Origin of the sequence: Kaistia geumhonensis (assembly GCF_030815145.1) — a bacterium.
Classification (GTDB): Bacteria; Pseudomonadota; Alphaproteobacteria; order Rhizobiales; family Kaistiaceae; genus Kaistia; species Kaistia geumhonensis.
On record NZ_JAUSWJ010000001.1, the window covers coordinates 1,723,902 to 1,742,986 of the forward strand.

The 19,085-nt window shown below is 67.2% G+C and carries 17 protein-coding genes and 1 pseudogene; 8 read left to right on the top strand and 10 right to left on the bottom strand.

All coding sequences use genetic code 11. The annotated features are described in order from the left end of the window. Positions 1–6: 6 nt before the first annotated feature. The 4 genes from QO015_RS08205 to zwf all read right to left on the bottom strand — a co-directional run bounded on the left by QO015_RS08205 (position 7) and on the right by zwf (position 5,459). The gene (locus QO015_RS08205; protein WP_266280152.1) at positions 7–333 is read right to left on the bottom strand and encodes a DUF2849 domain-containing protein; all 327 of its coding nucleotides are present in this window, start codon (positions 331–333) and stop codon (positions 7–9) included. Positions 334–368: 35 nt separating this feature from the next. Continuing rightward, entirely contained in the window at positions 369–1,790 is a 1,422-nt protein-coding gene (gene cysG / locus QO015_RS08210; protein ID WP_266280151.1) for a siroheme synthase CysG, read from the bottom strand. A gap of 301 nt (positions 1,791–2,091) precedes the next feature. Next, positions 2,092–3,909, bottom strand: a complete 1,818-nt coding sequence (gene edd, locus QO015_RS08215) for a phosphogluconate dehydratase (RefSeq protein WP_266280150.1) — start codon at positions 3,907–3,909, stop codon at positions 2,092–2,094. 68 nt (positions 3,910–3,977) lie between these two features. Beyond that, complete coding sequence (gene zwf / locus QO015_RS08220; protein WP_266280149.1) at positions 3,978–5,459, bottom strand: glucose-6-phosphate dehydrogenase; 1,482 nt, start codon at positions 5,457–5,459, stop codon at positions 3,978–3,980. Positions 5,460–5,658: 199 nt separating this feature from the next. Between zwf and QO015_RS08225 the strand changes: the two genes are divergently transcribed. From QO015_RS08225 to QO015_RS08245, 5 genes and pseudogenes are all read left to right on the top strand, one after another. Continuing rightward, on the top strand, positions 5,659–6,555 hold the full coding sequence (locus QO015_RS08225; RefSeq protein ID WP_266280148.1) for an SMP-30/gluconolactonase/LRE family protein: 897 nt from the start codon (positions 5,659–5,661) through the stop codon (positions 6,553–6,555). 106 nt (positions 6,556–6,661) lie between these two features. Then, positions 6,662–7,219 carry a cysteine rich repeat-containing protein gene (locus QO015_RS08230; protein WP_266280147.1) on the top strand — a complete coding sequence of 186 codons (558 nt, stop codon included), beginning with the start codon at positions 6,662–6,664 and terminating at the stop codon, positions 7,217–7,219. A 4-nt stretch (positions 7,220–7,223) separates the two neighbouring features. Then, positions 7,224–7,586 (top strand): annotated as a pseudogene (locus tag QO015_RS08235) (VOC family protein); the annotation flags it as partial. Between the two features lie 82 nt (positions 7,587–7,668). Continuing rightward, positions 7,669–8,187, top strand: coding sequence for an antitoxin Xre/MbcA/ParS toxin-binding domain-containing protein (locus tag QO015_RS08240; RefSeq protein WP_266280145.1), 519 nt, complete (start codon positions 7,669–7,671; stop codon positions 8,185–8,187). A 3-nt stretch (positions 8,188–8,190) separates the two neighbouring features. Then, positions 8,191–8,859, top strand: coding sequence for an RES family NAD+ phosphorylase (locus QO015_RS08245; RefSeq protein WP_266280144.1), 669 nt, complete (start codon positions 8,191–8,193; stop codon positions 8,857–8,859). A gap of 6 nt (positions 8,860–8,865) precedes the next feature. On the opposite strand, the gene QO015_RS08250 is transcribed toward QO015_RS08245, so the two are convergent. Next, positions 8,866–9,483: a TetR/AcrR family transcriptional regulator gene (locus QO015_RS08250; protein ID WP_266280142.1), complete on the bottom strand. Its 618-nt coding sequence runs from the start codon at positions 9,481–9,483 to the stop codon at positions 8,866–8,868. A 90-nt stretch (positions 9,484–9,573) separates the two neighbouring features. Between QO015_RS08250 and QO015_RS08255 the strand changes: the two genes are divergently transcribed. Next, a complete protein-coding gene (locus QO015_RS08255; protein WP_266280141.1) occupies positions 9,574–10,626 on the top strand; it encodes an SDR family oxidoreductase in 1,053 nt (350 codons plus the stop codon). Here the strand turns inward: QO015_RS08255 and QO015_RS08260 are convergent. The 5 genes from QO015_RS08260 to QO015_RS08280 form a co-directional block, all read right to left on the bottom strand. Continuing rightward, complete coding sequence (locus tag QO015_RS08260) at positions 10,611–11,702, bottom strand: ABC transporter ATP-binding protein (protein ID WP_266280139.1); 1,092 nt, start codon at positions 11,700–11,702, stop codon at positions 10,611–10,613. The two genes, QO015_RS08255 and QO015_RS08260, sit on opposite strands and share 16 nt — an antisense overlap. A gap of 22 nt (positions 11,703–11,724) precedes the next feature. Further along, on the bottom strand, positions 11,725–13,392 hold the full coding sequence (gene bglA, locus QO015_RS08265; RefSeq protein ID WP_266280138.1) for a beta-galactosidase BglA: 1,668 nt from the start codon (positions 13,390–13,392) through the stop codon (positions 11,725–11,727). Positions 13,393–13,417: 25 nt separating this feature from the next. Further along, the gene (locus tag QO015_RS08270; RefSeq protein WP_266280136.1) at positions 13,418–14,248 is read right to left on the bottom strand and encodes a carbohydrate ABC transporter permease; all 831 of its coding nucleotides are present in this window, start codon (positions 14,246–14,248) and stop codon (positions 13,418–13,420) included. Beyond that, positions 14,248–15,216, bottom strand: coding sequence for a carbohydrate ABC transporter permease (locus QO015_RS08275; protein WP_266280135.1), 969 nt, complete (start codon positions 15,214–15,216; stop codon positions 14,248–14,250). The genes QO015_RS08270 and QO015_RS08275 overlap by 1 nt, the downstream gene beginning before the upstream one ends. Positions 15,217–15,384: 168 nt before the next feature. After that, positions 15,385–16,644 carry an ABC transporter substrate-binding protein gene (locus tag QO015_RS08280; RefSeq protein WP_266282404.1) on the bottom strand — a complete coding sequence of 420 codons (1,260 nt, stop codon included), beginning with the start codon at positions 16,642–16,644 and terminating at the stop codon, positions 15,385–15,387. Between the two features lie 399 nt (positions 16,645–17,043). On the opposite strand from QO015_RS08280, the gene QO015_RS08285 reads away from it, so the two are divergent. Further along, positions 17,044–18,066 (top strand): substrate-binding domain-containing protein, encoded by a 1,023-nt coding sequence (locus tag QO015_RS08285; RefSeq protein WP_266280134.1) that lies wholly within the window; start codon positions 17,044–17,046, stop codon positions 18,064–18,066. Positions 18,067–18,130: 64 nt separating this feature from the next. After that, entirely contained in the window at positions 18,131–19,081 is a 951-nt protein-coding gene (locus QO015_RS08290; RefSeq protein ID WP_266280132.1) for a 2-dehydro-3-deoxygalactonokinase, read from the top strand. The last annotated feature ends 4 nt before the right edge of the window (positions 19,082–19,085 follow it).

Sequence of the window (19,085 nt, forward strand, 5' to 3'; positions counted from 1 at the left end):
GCGTTCTCACCGGCTGTTGGCGGCGCGGGCGGCAATCTCCGCCTCGCCATAGGCGACCGTCGGCCCGCGCTCGGCGCGGATCCGCTCGCGAAGGCGCACCGGCAAAGGCATGCCCGCGTCGACGGTCACCTCGATCTCATAGGGTTCCACGACGATGCGCGCGTCATGCTGCGCCTTGCCATAGGCGACGGCATCCGCGAGCCCGTCCGGCTCGATCACGCGCGCCGCGGCGATGTCGTTGCTCCAGCCGCCATCGGCGGTCAGGAACACGACGAGGCCATCGCCCAGCGCATTCGCTGTGATGACGTGAAGAACGGGCGCTTTGGCGGTCATGGATGGAGTTCTTCCCGGAAGGGGCGACGCGGCGGTCAGGCGGCCATGGCGGCGAGCGGCAGCGGCGCGACGCCGAGCGCGCTCTCCGCGATCACCTTGCCGACGATGATGACGACGGGACCGTCCAGCTCCGGACGGTCGGCGATGCCGGCGAGCTCGTCGAGGCGGCCGGCGAAGGCGCGGCGATCCTCGCGCGAGGCGTTCTCGATCACCGCCACCGGCGTCGAGGCGGCGAGCCCGTTCTCGATTAGCCTCGCGGCCACTTTGGAGGCGACGCTGCGGCCCATATAGACGGCGATGGTGGAGCCGGCGAGTGCGAGGCCGGCCCATTCGGGAAGCGTGTCGCCGCGCATGTCGTGGCCGGTCGCCATGACGAAGGTCGACGCGACGTCGCGCAGCGTCAGCGGAATCTCGTTCTCGGCGGCGGCGGCGATGGCGGCGGTCACGCCCGGCACGATGTCGAACGGGATGCCGGCGGCCCTGAGCGCGGCCATCTCCTCGCCGGCGCGGCCGAAGATCAGCGGATCGCCGGATTTCAGGCGGACCACGCGGCGCCCGTCCTGCGCCTCGCGGACGAGGATCGCGTTGATCTCGTCCTGGCTCGCGGCATGCATGCCCTTGGCCTTGCCGACATAGATGCGCAGCGCGTCGCGGCGGCCCATCGCGACCACCGCCTCGGGCACAAGCTTGTCGTAGACGATGACCTCGGCTTCCTGCAGCAGCCGCACGGCGCGAAGGGTGAGCAGATCCTCGGCGCCCGGACCGGCGCCGACGAGGCTGACATGGCCGATGAGGCGCTCGCCGGTATCAGCCGCGAGATGCCGCTCGGCGACATCGGCGGCGCTCTCGATCTGGCCCTGCAGCACCTTGGCGGCAGCGGGACCGGAGAAGAAATGCGCCCAGAATCGCCGCCGCGCATCGCTCGAGGGAATGTGGGCGATGACGCGCTCGCGCAGCCGCTCGGCGAGATGGGCGAGATCGCCGATCGCCGGCGTCAGCAGCCCCTCGATCCGCGCCCGGACATGGCGGGCGAGGACCGGCGCCTTGCCGTCGGTCGAGATCGCGACGGCGAGCGGCGCGCGGTTGACGAGCGCGGGCACATGGAAATCGCAGAGTTCCGGACGGTCGACGACGTTGACCGGAATGCCGGCCCGCTTGGCGAGATCGCGGATCGCGGTATCACGCTCGAGCTCGCCGGTCGCCGCGAAGACGAGGGCCGCGCCGTCGATATCCGCCGCCTCAGGCCAGCGCGCGACATGCTCGGCACCGGCGGCCGCTGCATCGCCGGCTGCTTCGGGCTCGGCATCGGGGGCGAACAGGACGAGCCGCGCGCTGGTCTCGGAGAGCAGGCGCAGCTTCGCCGCCGCCTCGCGGCCTTCGCCGACGATCACGACGCGGCGTCCCTCCACCCTGTGGAAGGCCGGGAAGGTCGACAGTTTCCGATGGGCTGCCGCCATCGTTATCTCCGGCACCGGGTCGCGCTTCGAGAGTAAATCCTCGCACGGTATTTAAGGACAGCGCAGCAGAAACACGACAAAGCCGGTTCCAAACTCCGTCACGGGCTTGGAAAATCATTCTTCGGCGTGAAACGACGCGCCAGACGGCGCCGGAACGAAGCGCGCCTCCAAGGCCTTGCAAAGCCAAGCGTCGTGCGGGGCGTGGCGCTTCCGGGATGGCGCGGGGAAGAACCGCAGGCTCCAGATAGACGACTAAAGGAGTCGCCTATCTAGAATATCATTCCGCGACCGAAGCGGCGCCTCAGAACACGCCGGCGCCGAGATCCGCCGCGCCGGCGCGCTGCCGGAACATCTCGAAGAGCTCGCGGCCCATACCGTAGACCTCGTCCTCCTCGTCGCGGCGCGTGGCGGCCGGGCGGGCGGCGAATTCGGCCGGATCGACGAGGACGTCGAAGCGACCCGTCACCGCATCGACGCGGATCATGTCGCCGTCGCGGATGCGGGCGATCGGGCCGCCGTCGAGCGCCTCGGGCGTCACATGGATCGCCGCCGGAACCTTGCCGGACGCGCCCGACATGCGGCCGTCGGTCAGGAGGGCGACGCGGTGGCCACGGTCCTGCAGGATTCCGAGCGTCGGCGTCAGCTTGTGCAGTTCCGGCATGCCGTTGGCGCGCGGGCCCTGGAAGCGGATCACGGCCACGAAATCGCCGGTGAGTTCGCCCGCCTTGAAGGCGGCGAGGAGCTGGTCCTGCGCGTCGAACACCTTGGCCGGCGCCTCGATGACGTGGCGGTCCGGCTTGACGGCCGAGATCTTGATGACCGCGCGGCCGAGATTGCCGGAGAGGAGCTTCAAACCGCCCGTCGGCTGGAAGGCCTTCGCGACCGGCGCCAGCACCTTCTCGTCGAGGCTCTCGCGCGGTCCCTCGCGCCAGACGATCGCTCCGCCCTCCTCGAGCTTCGGCTCGGTCGTGTAGGCGGCGAGTCCCTGGCCCCAGACGGTCTTCACGTCCTCATGCAGATAGCCGGCCTCGAGCAGCTCGCGGATCAGGAAGGCCATGCCGCCGGCGGCATGGAAATGGTTCACGTCGGCGAGGCCGTTCGGATAGACGCGGGTCAGCAGCGGCACGACGTCCGAGAGATCGGAGAAATCGTCCCAGGTGAGCTGGATGCCCGCCGCCTTGGCCATGGCGACGAGATGCAGCGTGTGATTGGTCGAGCCGCCGGTGGCATGCAGCCCGACGACGCCGTTGACGATCACGCGCTCGTCGACCAGTTCGCCGATCGGCGTGAACTCGTTGCCCATCGCGGTGATGGCGAGCGCGCGCTTGGTCGCGGCCTTGGTCAGCGCGTCGCGCAGCGGCGTGTTCGGATTGACGAAGGAGGCGCCGGGGATGTGCAGCCCCATGATCTCCATCATCATCTGGTTGGTGTTGGCGGTGCCGTAGAAGGTGCAGGTGCCGGGGCCGTGATAGGAGGCGCTCTCCGCCTCCAGAAGTTCGGCGCGGCCGACCTTGCCTTCCGCATAGAGCTGGCGGATGCGCGCCTTCTCGCCGTTCGGCAGCCCGGTCGTCATCGGCCCGGCCGGAACGAAGACCGACGGGATATGGCCGAACGAGAGCGCGGCGATCATGAGGCCCGGCACGATCTTGTCGCAGATGCCAAGATAGACCGAGGCGTCGAACATGTTGTGCGACATGCCGATCGCCGCCGCCATCGCGATGGCGTCGCGGGAGAAGAGCGACAGCTCCATGCCCGTCTGGCCCTGCGTGACGCCGTCGCACATCGCCGGCACGCCGCCGGCCACCTGCGCCACGCCGCCCGCCTCGCGCGCCGCCTTCCGGATCAGCTCCGGATAGGTCTCGTAGGGCTGGTGGGCCGAGAGCATGTCGTTATAGGCGGTGATGATGCCGAGATTGGGCACCACGTCTGCCTTCAGCGCCGCCTTGTCGTCGACGCCGCAGGCCGCGAAGCCATGGGCAAGGTTGCCGCAGGCGAGCGAGGCCCGGCGCACGCCCGCCTTCGAGGCGGCGGCAACGCGGTCCAGATAGCGGCTGCGGCTCTTCTCGCTGCGGGCGCGAATGCGCGCCGTGACCTCTGCGACCCGTGGATGGATGGTCATGCGTCAGGTCTCCTCGTGGCCGGGCACGTCCGCGCCCGGCGATGCGGCCTCCCTCTTGCGGAAGGCCGTCAGTCGATTTCCTCGTGCCAGGTGCGCCCGTCGCGCTCGATGAGGGCGATGGCCGAGGACGGTCCCCAGGTTCCGGCGGTGTAGGCCTTCGGCGACTCGCGCGAGGCTGCCCAGCCGTCGAGAATCGGATCGATCCACTTCCACGCGGCCTCGACCTCGTCGCGGCGCATGAACAGCGTGGCATTGCCGCGGATGACGTCCATCAGCAGCCGCTCATAAGCCTCGGGGCTGCGCACCTTGAAGGTCTGGGCGAAGCTCATGTCGAGCGGGACGTGGCGGAGCCGCATGCCGCCCGGGCCGGGATCCTTGATCATCAGCCAGAGGCGGACGCCCTCGTCGGGCTGCAGGCGCATCACGAGCTGGTTCGAGACGAGCTGTCCCGCCGCGCTGCCGAAGATCGAGTGCGGGATCGACTTGAAGGAGACGACGATCTCCGAGAGCCGCGCCGGAAGGCGCTTGCCGGTCCGGATATAGAAGGGGACGCCGGACCAGCGCCAGTTCTCGATCTCGGCCTTCAGGGCCACGAAGGTCTCGGTCACCGAATCGTCGCTGCCGAGCTCCTGAAGGTAGCCCGGCACCGGGCCGCCCGCCGAGGCCCCGGCGCGATACTGGCCGCGCACCGTCACGGCTTCGAGGTCGCTTGCAGTGATCGGCTTCAGCGAGCGCAGCACCTTGAGCTTCTCGTCGCGCATCGCATCCGCCTCGAACTGGTTCGGCGGCTCCATGGCGACGAGGCAGAGAAGCTGAAGGATGTGATTCTGCACCATGTCGCGCAGCGCGCCAGCGGTATCGTAATAGCCGGCACGGCTCTCGACGCCGAGATTCTCGGCGACGGTGATCTGGACATGGTCGATATGGGCGGCGTTCCAGAGTGGCTCGAACAGCGCGTTCGCGAAGCGCAGCGCCATGAGGTTCTGGACCGTCTCCTTCCCGAGATAGTGATCGATGCGGTAGATCTGGCTTTCCTTGAACACCTTGCCAACCGCGTCGTTGAGCGCGGTGGCCGAGGCGAGGCTCTTGCCGATCGGCTTCTCGATGATGACGCGCGTTTCCGGCGTGATCAGCCCATGCGCGCCGATGCCCTCGCAGATGACGCCGAACAGATCGGGCGACACGGCGAGGTAGAAGGCGCGGACGCGGTCCTTCCCCTCCTCCAGGACACGGCCGAGTTCCGGCCAGCCTTCGTCGTCGATCTTCGCATCGACCGAGACATAGAAGATTCGCTTCAGGAAGGAGGCGACATGCTCCGGCTCGCGCTCGGCCGCCGGCACGAACTTCGTCAGCGCGTCCTCGGTGAGCTTGCGGTAGTCGTCGTCGGAGAGCTTGCGGCGCGAGGCGGCGATGATGCGCGAGACGTCGGGCAACTGGCCGTCGCGGTGACGGTGAAACAGCGCCGGCAAGAGCTTGCGATAGGCAAGGTCGCCGGTGGCGCCGAACACGACGAGGTCGAAGGGGTCGACGGCGATGATTCGACTGGTCATGAAATCCCTCTTTCCCGACACCGGACCGGCAGGGCCTGGTTCGCTCCGGTGTCCTATCCAATTCCGCTTCATATGTTGAGCGTGAAAATTAGAGCATCGAAATAAAACTCCTGCGACCAGTTTGCCCTAAGGTGCGCTCCGCCTTCCGGGCAGGCCCCGGACAAGAGCCAAGCATGATACGGGCCAAGGAGACCACGCGATGACCGAACCCCGATGCATCGTTCCCGCGGGAGACCGCACCGGCGAAGGCGTCACATGGCATGCCGCCGAACGGGCGGTGTACTGGACCGACATCAACCGCTTCCTGATCCACCGCCTCGACACGGAGAGCGGCTCGGTCCGGAGCTGGTTCTTCGACGAACCGGTCACCACGATCGGCCTCACCGACCGCCCCGCTACGCTCATCATCGCGCTCGGCTCGAAGGTGATCCTGTGGACGGTCGCAACGGACGCGCGCAGCGATTTCGCGGCACCGGAGAAGAACACGCCCGGCGCGCGGCTGAATGATGGCCGCCCCGACCCGCATGGTGATCTCATCGTCGGCTCGATGTTCAACAATGTTGCCCCCGACGGCTCGAACGTCGATATCAGCGGCCCGGCCCGCGGCCAGCTCTACCGCGTGCGCGGCGACGGCTCCGTGGAGACGCTCAGGGGCGATATCGGCATCTCCAACACCATGGCCTGGGATCTCGGCCGCCGCCGCTTCTATACCGGCGACACGCTGAAGAACGAGATATGGGCCTATGACTACGACACGGCGAGCGGTGCGGTCGCCAATGAACGGGTCTGGTTCGCCGGCTTCGAACGCGGCTCGCCCGATGGCTCGCAGATCGACGCCGAGGGGCATCTGTGGAACACGCGCTATGGCGGCGGCTGCGTCGTCCGCGTCACGCCCGAGGGCAAGGTCGCGAGCGTGCTCGACATGCCGGTCGGCAACATCACCAACTGCACCTTCGGCGGCCCGGACCTGAAGACGCTCTACATCACCACCGCGCAGGGCGGTTCCGGCCCGATGGAGCGGCTGGCCGGCGGGCTCTTCGCCTATGAGAGCCCGGTGCCCGGCGTCGCCGAGACGGTGTTCCGGCTCGACCGCTGAAGCCGTTGCGGGAATGGCGGGGCGCGTGCCATCGTGCCCGCGCTTCGGCCTCGCGATGCGACGGGGGCATCGGCCGGGCCGACCATCGGGCGATGGAGGGCTTCCGATGTCCATAAAGCGTTGCTTCACCCCGGCCGCGAGGCTGGGTCTGGTAGCCATGATGCTGCCGCTTCTCGCCGCCGGCGCGGCCGCGCTCACCAGCAGCCAGCAGCAGGCGCTGAAATCGTCCTGCCAGAGCGATTATCGCGCCCACTGTGCCAGCGTGCCGCCGGGCGGCAGCGAGGCGCTGCAATGCCTGCAATCGAACCTGTCGGCGCTTTCGACCGCCTGCCAGCAGGCGGTGAAAGCCGCCTCCGGCGGCGCCGCGGCAACGGCTCCGGCCGCTGCCCCTGCCGCGACACCTGCACCTGCCGCCGCCCCGGCCACCGCAACGCCGGCTCCGGCACCGACCAAGCCTGAGGCGGCTGCGACGCCCCCTCCCCCGATGCCGCCACTCTCGCCACGGCAGGAGGCGATGATCGTCCGCCAGTATTGCGGAGCCGATTTCAACCGCTATTGCAGCACCGTCCGTCTCGGCGCTGGCAATGGCGTCGCCTGCCTCAGGAAGAATGCGGCGCGCCTGTCCGCCGGCTGCAAGCAGGCCCTCGCAGCCGCGATGCGGTGAGTCCATGCCCATCATCGGGCTCGACCATGTGCAGATCGCCATGCCGCGCGGCGCCGAAGCGCTCGCGCGGCAATTCTATGGTGCCCTTCTGGGACTGACGGAAATCGCCAAGCCCGAGAACCTCGCCAGGCGCGGCGGCGTCTGGTTCGCCCTCGGCGATCGACAGCTGCATCTCGGCGTGGAAGAGCCCTTCCAGCCTGCCCGCAAGGCGCATCCCGCTTTCCGCGTCGCCGGTCTCGAATCACTGCGCGACCGGCTTCTCGCCGCGGGTCACACGCCGGTCGAAGACGAGCCGCTGCCCGGCTATCGGCGCTTCTATCTCGCGGACCCCTTCGGCAACCGGCTCGAATTCCTCGAACCGATCGAGACATGCGCTGACGCCATCCAGCTCAGGTCTTGCTCCAGTCCAGTTTTGGACTATATTGTCCTGAATTGGACTGGAGCCTGTCATGCCGTCAGCCGGACATCGTCCGATCGCCGAAGCCGATGGTGGTCCCGCGAGCCCTTTCTCCGCCGCCGATCGCCGCCGCCTGAGCGGGCCGGGCCTCAGGGCTTTCGCGGCCATCGCAGACCAGTGGGGTCTCGGCGAGACCGAGCGCATGCGGATGCTCGGCCTCCCCGGCCGCTCGACCTATTTCGGCTGGCTCGCCAAGGCGCGGGCCGGCATGGCGCTGACGCTGCCGCTCGACACGCTGCTGCGCATCTCGGCGGTGCTCGGCATCCACAAGGCCATGCGCATCCTCTTCACCGACGACCGGACGGCGCTCGACTGGCTGCGGCGTCCCAATGACGGTCCGCTCTTCGGCGGCCAGCCGCCGCTCGCCCTCGCGGCCAACGGCACGCAGGACGGGTTGCTGCTGCTGCGGCGCCATCTCGACGCCTGGCGCGGCGGGCTCTTCGCGGCGCCGCTGCCGGCGCTCGACGACATGGCCGCCCCGATCGGCGACGGCGACATCGTCTGGGCCTGACCGATGACGGACGAGCCGCGCGTCGCGATCGAGGAGCCGACCCATCGCCTGATCCCGTCGCGCTTTCCGCCGATCGGCGCGTTCGACGACGTCGCCTCGCCGGACGACCTCGCGGCGGTGATGGAGCTCGAAGGCTGGACCAATGACCGCCTCGTCGCCGAACGGCTGAAGCGGCTGCCCGAGGACGAATGGGTCTATGGCCGCGCGAATGCGAGCGTCGTCATGGCGTCGTTCCTGCACACGCCGCCGACGGGGCTGCGCTTCTCGTCCGGCGCGCTGGGCGCCTGGTATGGCGCGATGCGCGTCGAGACGGCGGTCGCCGAAGTCGGCCATCACCTTCGCCGCGAGATGATCGCGAGCCGGATGGACCGCTTCACCGCCACCTATCGCGCCTATGGCGCACGCCTCGCCGGCCGCTATCTCGACATCCGCGACGTCGCGAATGCGCCGGCCGGGCTCTATTCGTCGTCCGACTATTCGGCCGCGCAGGCCTTCGGCGAGGCGGCGCGCGCCCGCGGCGAGGACGGCCTTCTCTATGCCAGCCTGCGCCATCGCGGCGGCGAGAACATCTGCGCCTACCGCCCTTCGAAGATCCTCGACGTGACCCAGGCCGGCCATATCGAGCTAACGCTCCGCCGCGACGGCCCGATCATCGCCCGCCGGCTGGCTTGACGCCGATCAGCCGTCGCTGTCGCCGGCATCGGCGGGGCGGCTCGCCTTCAGCACCATGTCGAGAAACAGTTGCATCAGCCGGCCCGACTGGTTCGCGCCCGGATCGGTCGCCATGGCCGCACCGTTCGAGATCGCGATGAAGGTCGCCGCGATATCCGCCACCGGTGCCGGCGGCCGGAGACCGAGGCGCCCGAAAACGGCCGCGATGAAGCCGACGAGTTCCGTGCTCAGCCGCTCCTGCAGGGCGCGATAGCCGGCCGCGAGGCTTTCGCTCCGCCGTGCCTGCAACTCTATCTCCGCCGCGAGCAGAGACAGGGCGGGATCGTCATGCGCCGCATCGAGCCATGCACGGAGGCCGCGCATGAGCGCATCGGTATCTGGCTCCGCCAGCAGGGAGCGGATGGCGGCGATCTCGCCGCGTTTCTTCTGCTCGAGGAGAGCGAGGAAAATCGCCTCCTTGGAGGCGAAATTGGAATAGAAGGCGCCCTTGGAGAACCCCGCATCCTCGGCGATCTCGTCGACGCTGGCGCCGCCATAGCCGGCCCGGGCAAAGGCCCGCGCGGCTGAGGCCAGCAGTTGCTCGCGCGTCCTTGCCCGGCTTTCCTCTCGTGACAGACGTGCCATCGTCACTCCCAAGACCGCTTGCACTTTGGATACCAACTAGTATTTTACGATCCTATCGGTATCCCAATCCCATATCGGATGGAGTGCACAATGGCATTGGCGAGCGCATTCGTCACCGGGGCAACCGGACTGCTCGGCAACAATCTCGTCCGGCTGCTGCGAGAGCGCGGCGTTCGGGTCACGGCACTCGTTCGCTCCCGCGAGAAGGCGATGCGGATGTTGGGCGATTCCGACCTGACGATCGTCGAAGGCGACATGGGGAATGTCCCAGCCTTCGCCGACCGCCTCGCCGGCCACGATGTCCTCTTTCACACCGCGGCCTATTTCCGCGACAGCTACAAGGGCGGCCGCCACCGCGACGCGCTGCTCGCGACCAATGTCGCGGCGACCGAGGCTCTGCTCGGCGCGGCCTATGCCACCGGCATCCGGCGCTTCGTTCATACCTCGTCGATCGCCGTGCTCGACGGTCCGCGCGGTAGCTTGATCGACGAGACCATGCCGCGACGGATCAAGGACGCGGACGACTACTATGCGAGCAAGATCCTCGCCGACCGCGCCGTGAAGGACTTCTTGGAGAGGCATCCCGATATGGACGGCTGCTTCGTCCTGCCGGGCTTCATGTTCGGACCCGGCGATGCCGGCCCGACCGCCGCCGGGCAGATCGTGCTCGATCATGCAAGGCGCAAGCTACCGGGAATTCCGCCTGGCGGATTCTCCGTCGTTGATGCGCGCGACGTCGCCCTGGCGGAGGTCGCGGCAGCCGAGAAGGGACGGCGCGGTGAACTCTATCTCGCCGCCGGCCGACCCATGACAATGGCCGAACTCGTCAAGGTGATCGAGCACGTCACCGGCGTTCCGGCGCCGAGGCGGAAGGTGCCCTACCCGATGCTCTATCTGCTCGGCATGGCGGAGGAACTCGGCCAGCGGCTGTTCGCCCGGCCGGCGCTCGTCAGTCTCGCCACGGTCAGGCTGATGCGGCGGGAGGAGGGCCGCTATCGCTTCAGCGACGAGAAATCGTCGCGCGAGCTCGACCTGTCGTTCCGGCCGGTCGAGGAAACGCTCGCCGATGTTGTCCGCTGGTATCGCCGGAACGGATGGCTCGCCGAATCGGCGCCATCCGCATCCGATCAGCCGCGCGGATAGGCGACGCCGTTCTCGTCGAAGACGTGCAGGTGCCGCTTCTCGGCGGTCAGCGCGATCTTCTGCCCCTTCACCACTTCGACATCGCTGTCGACCTTGGCGACGATCGGCTCCGACGTCCCGACATCGACATAGATGAGCGTCACCTCGCCGAGCTGCTCGACGATGTCGATCGTGCCGGTGAAGATCGCGTCCGCGCCGTCCGCCAGGATGAGGTCCTCGGGGCGGACGCCGAATGTGCCGCGCTTGCCCGCTGCCGCGGTCGGGATCACGGCCGAGACCGAGATGCGCGCGCAGCCGTCCGGCTGGACGCTCGCCTCGGCGCCGCCGGCGACGATCGCGCAGGGGATGGTGTTCATCGACGGCGAGCCGAGGAAGCGCGCGACGAAGAGATTGGCCGGGAAGTTGTAGAGCTCCATCGGCGCGCCGACCTGCTCGACCCGGCCGGCATTCAGCACCACGATGCGGTCGGCCAGCGTCATCGCCTCGACCTGGTCATGCGTGACATAGATCATCGTCACGCCGGCCATGCGCTCGTGCAGCTTGTTGATCTCGATGCGCGTGGCGACACGCAGCGCCGCGTCGAGATTGGAGAGCGGCTCGTCGAACAGGAACACCTTCGGGTCGCGTACGATGGCGCGGCCAATCGCGACGCGCTGGCGCTGGCCGCCCGAGAGCTGCTTGGGCAGACGGTCGAGATAAGGCGTGATCTGCAGGATGTCCGCCGCCTCGCGCACGCGGCGGTCGATGTCGCTCTGCGGCGTCCCCTTCGCGAGCTTCAGGCCGAAGGCCATGTTGTCGTAGACGGTCATATGCGGATAGAGCGCATAGGACTGGAACACCATGGCGATGCCGCGCTTCGAGGGCGCGAGCTGGTTCACCACCTGGCCGTCGATCTGCAGCGTGCCGCCGGTGATGTCCTCGAGGCCGGCGATGAGGCGCAGCAGCGTCGACTTTCCGCAGCCCGAGGGGCCAACGAAGACGATGAACTCGCCCGACTTGATGTCGAGGTCGATGCCATGCAGCACCTTGACCGTGCCGTAGCTCTTCTTGATGCCGCGCAGCAGCAGTCCAGCCATGTCGTTTCCCCTTCCCGCTCCGTCAGCCGATCCGTGCGAAGAACGCGTTCCGCCCATTGAGGCTCACGGTTCGTTCCTGTGGATGCGGTATCGCCGTGAATCCGTGACCTTCCAGCGCCGTCACCTCCGCGCCCGCCGGCAGGGCGACGGTCACCGGCGCGGAGCCGAGATTGAACAGGCACAACACCTTCTCGCCGGCATGCTCGCGCACGAAGCCGAGCACGTCGTCCGGCGTCTCGACAAAGGCGATCGAGCCTTGCACCAGCGCCGGTTGCGACCGGCGGAAGGCGATCATGCGCCGATACTGCTCGAGCACCGACTGGTGGTCCGCGCTCTCGCGATTGGCGGCGCGGGCGATGTGCTCCTGCGGCACCGGCAGCCAGGGCTTGCCGGTCGAGAAGCCGCCATAGACGGCGTTCGAATCCCAGACCATCGGCGTGCGGCAGCCGTCGCGGCCCTTGTATTCGGGCCAGAAGCGGATGCCGTAGGGGTCCTGCAGGTCCTCGAAGGCGATGTCGGCCTCGGTCAGGCCGAGTTCCTCGCCCTGGTAGAGGCAGACCGAACCGCGCAGCGACAGGAGGATCGCGCAGGCAAGCTTGGCAACACCGTCATAGTCGCCGTCGGTCGTCCAGCGGCTGACATGGCGGACGATGTCGTGGTTGGAGAAGGCCCAGCAGGGCCAGCCGTCGCCGACGATCGCCTCGAAGGCGGTGATGCGGCGGACGAAGTGGTCCTTGGTGAAGATCGGCGACAGGAAGTCGAAGGTGTAGCACATGTGCAGCTTGTCGCCGCCCGATGTGTAGGCCGCCATGGTCCGGAGCGAGCGCGGCCCGTCGCCGATCTCACCGACCGTCGTCTGGCCGGGATAGCGATCGAGCAGCGCGCGCAGCCGCTTCAGGAATTCGAGATTCTCCGGCTGGCTCTTGTCGTGGATGTGGTCCTGCCAGTTATACGGATTGACCGCCGGCGCCTCGGGCGAGTTGCGGTCCTCGAGTTGCGAAGGCGGGTTGTCCTCCAGCCCCTGCGAGTGGACGTAGAAGTTCACCGTGTCGAGGCGGAAGCCGTCGACACCGCGCTTCAGCCAGAACTCGACAGTATCGAGCAGCGCGTCCTGCGCCGCCATGCAGTGGAAGTTCACGTCGGGCTGCGAGGCGAGAAAGTTGTGCAGGTAATACTGGCAGCGGGTGGTGTCCCACTCCCAGGCCGAGCCGCCGAAGATCGACAGCCAGTTGTTGGGCGGCGTGCCGTCCGGCTTGGCGTCGGCCCAGACATACCAGTCGGCCTTGGCATTGTCCTTCGACGAACGGCTCTCCTTGAACCAGGCATGCTGGTCGGAGGTGTGCGAAAGCACCTGATCGATCATCACGCGAATGCCGCGCGCATGCGCCTCGGCGACGAGGTGATCGAAGTCCTCGATCGTGCCGAACATGCCGTCGACTTCGCAGTAGTCCGACACGTCGTAGCCGAAATCCTTCATCGGCGACTTGAAGAACGGGGAAATCCAGATCGCGTCCGCCCCGAGCGTCGCGATGTGGTCGAGCCGCTCGGCGATGCCCTTGAGATCGCCGATGCCGTCGCCGTTCGTGTCCTGGAAGGAGCGCGGATAGACCTGATAGATCACCGCGCCGCGCCACCAGTCGGGATCGTTCGACAGGATCGATCCCGGCACCTTCTGCACCTTCTGGTCCATGCTCAGCCCTTGGCCCAACCTTGGCTCAACCCTTGACGCCGCCAGCCGTGAGGCCGGAAATGATCTTGCGCTGGAAGATCAGCACGAGCACGACCAGCGGCACGGTCACGATGACCGACGCAGCCATGATATTGCCCCACGGGATTTCGTACTGCGTGGCGCCCGACAGCAGCGCGATGGCGACCGGAACCGTGCGCGTCGCATTCGACGAGGTGAAGGTCAGCGCGAACAGGAACTCGTTCCAGGCGGCGATGAAGGCAAGAAGGCCCGTCGTCACCAGCGCCGGCCACATCAGCGGCATGAACACCTTGGTCACGATGACCCAGGGCGTGGCGCCGTCAACGATCGCCGCTTCCTCGATCTCGATCGGCAGGTCGCGCATGAAGGTCGTGAGGATCCACACCGTGAACGGCAGCGTGAAGATCATGTAGGCGAAGATCAGCGCGAACGGCGTGTTGAAGATGCCGAGGAAGCGGATCAGCTCGAAGAGGCCCGCGAGCACCGCGATCTGCGGGAACATCGACACCGCGAGGATCGTGAGCAGGAGCGTCGAGCGGCCGCGGAAGCGCACCCGCGACAGGGCGAAGGACGCCGTCACCGCGAGCAGCAACGAGATCGCCACGACCACCGTCGAGATCAGGAGCGAATTGGCGAGATTGCGCGGGAAGCTGCCGGTCGTCAGCACCTGGGTGTAGTTGGCGAGCGAGAAGCTCGTCGGCCAGTAGTTGATCTCGAACAGCGCCGTTCCCGATTTGAAGGACGTCAGGATCGCATAATAGAACGGGAACACCGAGATGACGACGATGAACACCACGAGCAGGTAGAACGCGGTGCGCTTGACGAGATGCCAGAGCATCAGCGGCCTCCCTCGAAATTCACCTTGCCGACGATGATGTAGACGATGGTGATCAGCGTCAGGATCAGGAAGAGCAGGGTCGACGCCGCCGAGCCATACGCGAACTTGTCGAAATCGAAGAGATTCTCCCGGGCGAACACGGACATCGTCTTGGTCTGCGCGTTGTTCGCGGTCAGCACATAGATGAGGTCGAAGATGCGCAGCGCGTCGAGCATGCGGAAGATCACGGCCACCATGAGCGCCGGGCGCACCAGCGGCAGCGTCACCTTCAGGAACACCTTGATCGGATGCACGCCGTCGATCTTCGCCGCCTCGTAGATGTCGCCGGGGATCATCTGCAGTCCGGCCAGGATGAGCAGCGCCATGAAGGGCGTCGTCTTCCAGATATCGACGATCAGCACGGCGATCATCGCGGTGTCGGGATTGGCGGTCCAGGCGATCTTCTGCGAGATGAGGCCGAGATTGAGCAGGATGTCGTTGATGATGCCGAACTGGTCGTTCAGCATCCAGGCCCACATCTTGGCGGACACGATGGTCGGGATCGCCCAGGGAACCAGGATCGCGGCGCGCACCAGGCCGCGGCCGCGGAATTCGGCGTTCAGCACCAGCGCGACGACCATGCCGAAAATGGTCTCGAGCGTCACCGAAATGATGGTGAAGCGGACCGTGTTCCAGACCGACCGCCACCACAGCGGGTCGACGAGCAGTCCGTCATAGATGACACGGCCGCTCTTCAGCGTCGTCATCGAGAAGTAGTTCTCGAAGCCGACCCATTCGGCGGCGTCGATATTGGTCAGCGAGGCATTCGTGAAGGAGAAATAGATGCTTCGCAGCAGCGGCCATCCGGCCACCATGGCGAGCACGATCAGCATGGGCGCCAGGAAGAGCCATGCGGAGCGGATGCGCTGACGGAACAGTTCCGATCCGGCGCCCACCTCGTCGCTGTCGGCTGATTGCGCTATGGCCATTGCAGCTGGTCCCCCCTCACGCCCGCTCGGCGCCGGCTCGGGCGCCCCTCTGGAACGATCGATCGCGCCGTCTTCAACGCTAGTCGAGCGCGCCGCTTTTTCAATCGGGTTTCGCCTCCCGCCCGCGGGCGGGAGGCGATGGTTGACGGATGCCTCGGCAGCCTGTCCTTACCAGGACGAGCCCTTGAGCTTCGTCAGCTGGGCCTCGAGCAGCTCGAGATTCTCGGCGGCGCTGCCATTGCCGGACAGGGTGTTGTGCACGGCCGTCCAGAAGTTGGACGAGACCTCGTTGTACTTCACCTTCGTCGGAGCCGACGGACGCGGCACGGCGTTCAGGAACACTTCCTTCCAGCGCGGGATGATCGGAACTTCCTTGGCGATGTCGGCATCGTCATAGAGTTCGATGATCGTCGGCAGGTTGGAGGCCTCGATCGCCTGCTTCTTCTGCATCTCCTTGGAAGCCAGGAACTTCACCAGGTCGATGGCTTCCTTCTGGTTCTTCGAATACTTGGAGACCGCGAGGTTCCAGCCGCCGAGCGTGGCGGCAGAGGCGGCACCCTCGGCCGAGCCGGCCGGGAGCGGAGCCACGTCGAACTTGCCCTTGACGGCGGAGTCGGCGCCGTTGCCGAGCGAATAGGCGTAGGGCCAGTTGCGCATGAAGACGGCATTGCCGGTCTGCCAGACGCCGCGGGCCTCTTCTTCCTGGTAGGCGAGCACGCCGGGCGGCGAGATCGTGTTGACCCAGGACTTGGCCATCTCGAGGGCCTCGGCGGCCTTCGGGTTGTTGATCGAGATCTCGCCGTCGGCTTCGACGATCTGGCCGCCGCCGTTCGACTTCACCCACTCGAGCGCGTTGCAGGTCAGGCCTTCATAGGCGTTACCCTGCCAGACGAAGCCCCAGATGTCCTTCGAGCCGGCCTCGCGCTCCTTGTCCTGGATCTCCTTCGCCGTGGCAGCGAGTTCGGCCCAGGTCTTCGGCGGCGTCTTGCCGTACTTCTCGAGCAGGTCCTTGCGGTAGTAGAGGGCCGGCGCGTCGGTGAAGAGCGGCATGGCGACGAGCTTGCCGTTCACCGTCTGCGACTCGACGATCGACGGGAAATGCTGGCCGATGACGTCCTTGGTGGCTTCCGTCAGGTCGACCAGCTGGTCGGCCAGCTGCGGCGCCCAGATGACGTCGGTCTGGTAGACGTCGATGTCGGAGTTGCCGGCGGCGAGCCAGAGCTTGTACTGGCCGAACTGGTCCGTCGTCGACGACGGCATCGGGACGATGGTGACCTTGTTGCCGCTCTGCTTCTCGAAAATGTCGAGCTTTTCACGCAGCACGGCGAGGCCGTTGCCGGTGTCGCCGGACACGATCGACAGATTGGCCGCATTGGCTGCGCTGGCGATGATCATCGCCGACGCGAAGCCCAGAAGCGCGGTCCGCATGTTCATGTGAGAACCTCCCTGTGGAACTGGTCGAGACCCATGGGGCGAGCATGCGCAACGCCCGTCCACCCGAACGGATCACGACGCGTCCCCTCCCCAAAAAACGCCCGATGAGAGCCCGTTTGCAACAGGGCTTCAAAGCGCTTTGAAGGGAGTTTCAGCAGTTGGCGCGGCGCCTGTCAAGCGGGTGCAGCATCGAAACAGCGTGCAGCGCAACAAGCGCCAACAATGATTTCGTATGATAAATCAGCATATTCCGCTGAATCTTCTTGTGAATCCGTCGACACCCGATCATTTCGCATCGCAACAGGAGCAACGTTCGATCAGCTTCGCTCAGGATCGATCTTGAAAGCTGGTTTGAAAGCGCTTTGAATGGCGCGGCGAGGGAGGACGGGCTCGATGCGGCTCAAAGAACTCGCCCTGCATCTCGGTCTGTCCCAGACGACCGTGAGCCGGGCGCTGAACGGCTATCCGGAAGTGAACGAGGAGACGCGGCGGCGGGTTCTCGACGCGGCGCGCCGTCATGGTTACCAGCCGAACGCCAATGCCCGCCGCCTCGCCACCGGCCGCGCGGGCGCGATCGGCATCGTGCTGCCGACCGATCGCAACATGCTGCTCGACCCGCATTACATGGAGTTCCAGGCCGGGCTCGGCGAGACGCTTCTGGCCGACGAGATCGACATCGTGCTGTCGCCGACCCGCGGCAGCGACGAGATGGCGACCTACCGCCGGATGGCCGTCGGCTCGCGCGTCGACGGCGTCGTGCTGTCGAGCCCCCTGATCGCCGACGACCGCGTCCGCCTGCTGACGGAGCTCGGCCTGCCCTTCGTGCTGCATGGCCGCACCGAATCGCCGGTGGCGCATGCCTGGATCGACATCGACAACGAGGGCGCCTTTCGTCACGCGACCAAGCATCTGATCGATCTCGGCCATCGCCGCATCGGCCTCGTCAACGGCGAGACGCGCTTCACCTTCGCGCGCGACCGGGAGGCGGGCTTCCGCTCGGCGCTCGCGGCGCGCGGCATCGCGGTGGACGAACGCTTCGTCGCCTCGGGTGTCATGAGTGACGAGATCGGCTACCGTATCACCGAACGCTTCCTCTGCGAGACGCCACGTCCGACGGCGCTGCTCGTCTCCTCCATGATGATGTCGCTCGGCGCCTTCCGCGCCATCCGCGCCGCAGGGCTCGAACTCGGCCGCGACGTCTCGATGATCGCCCATGACGACGTCTTCCCGTTCCTGAACCCTGACGTCATGGTCCCGACCATGTCGACGACGCGCTCCTCGATCCGCGCGGCCGGCAAGCGGGTGGGCGAACTGCTGAAGGAACTTGTCGAGGGCCGCGCGGCCGAGACGATCCACGAACTCTGGCCCGTCGAACTGGTGGTGCGCGCCTCGACGGGACCGGCGCCGGACGGCTGAGCGGCCGCTTGACAGGCGGCGGGGAACGTCGAACAACGCTGCGGTCATCAGCCGGATCAACGCCGTGACTTCATCAGCGCTTTCCGCCGAGGCCGCCGCAAGGGCCGCGCTCATCGCCGTCGACTGGGGAACCTCGCGCTGCCGCGCCATGCTGCTCGACCGCGAGGGCGCCGTGATCGCCGAGGCGGACAGCGCCGACGGGATCGGGCCGCTCGGCGGCCAGGGCCACGAGGACGCCTTTGAGAGCCTGACGGCCGGCTGGCCGCGTGTCCCCGCGCTGATGGCCGGAATGGTCGGCAGCCGCCAGGGCTGGCGCGAGGCCGCCTATGTGCCGGTGCCGGCGACCAGCGCGGCGCTCGCCGCAGGGCTCTGCCGCTTCGAGGATGCGACCCGCCGGCCGATCGCCATCGTTCCGGGCATCGTCCTGCGCTCGCCAGAGCGCGACGGCGACGTCATCCGCGGCGAGGAGACCCAGCTCGTCGGACTGATGGAGGAAGAGCCCGATTTCAGGGGCGTCGCGATCCTGCCGGGCACCCATTCCAAATGGGCGGCGGTCGGCGACGGCACGATCGGCCGCTTCCAGACCTTCATGACCGGCGAGATGTTCGAGCTCTTGGCGCGCAAGTCGTTCCTGCGCCATTCCGTGGCCGAGCACGCCGACGACCTCGCTGCGTCCCCGCATTTCGCGCTCGCCGTGCGGCGCAGCGTCGTCGAGGGGCTGCCCTTTCTCGCGGCCATCTTCTCGGTCCGCGTCCGCCAGCTGCTCGACGGCGTTTCGGGCGACGACAACCTCGCCTATCTCTCGGGTCTCGTGATCGGCGGGGAGATCGCCGCGGCGCGTCAGGCGGGCCTGCTCGCCGCCGGCCAGCCGATCCGCATCATCGGATCGCGCTCGCTCGCTGCCGCCTATATGAGCGCCTTCGCCGTCGCCGGCCATGCGGCGGAGGCCCGCGACGGGTCGGCGCTGGTTCGTCTCGGCCTCGTGCGCATCGCGCGCGCCAACGCCATGCTGTGAGGAT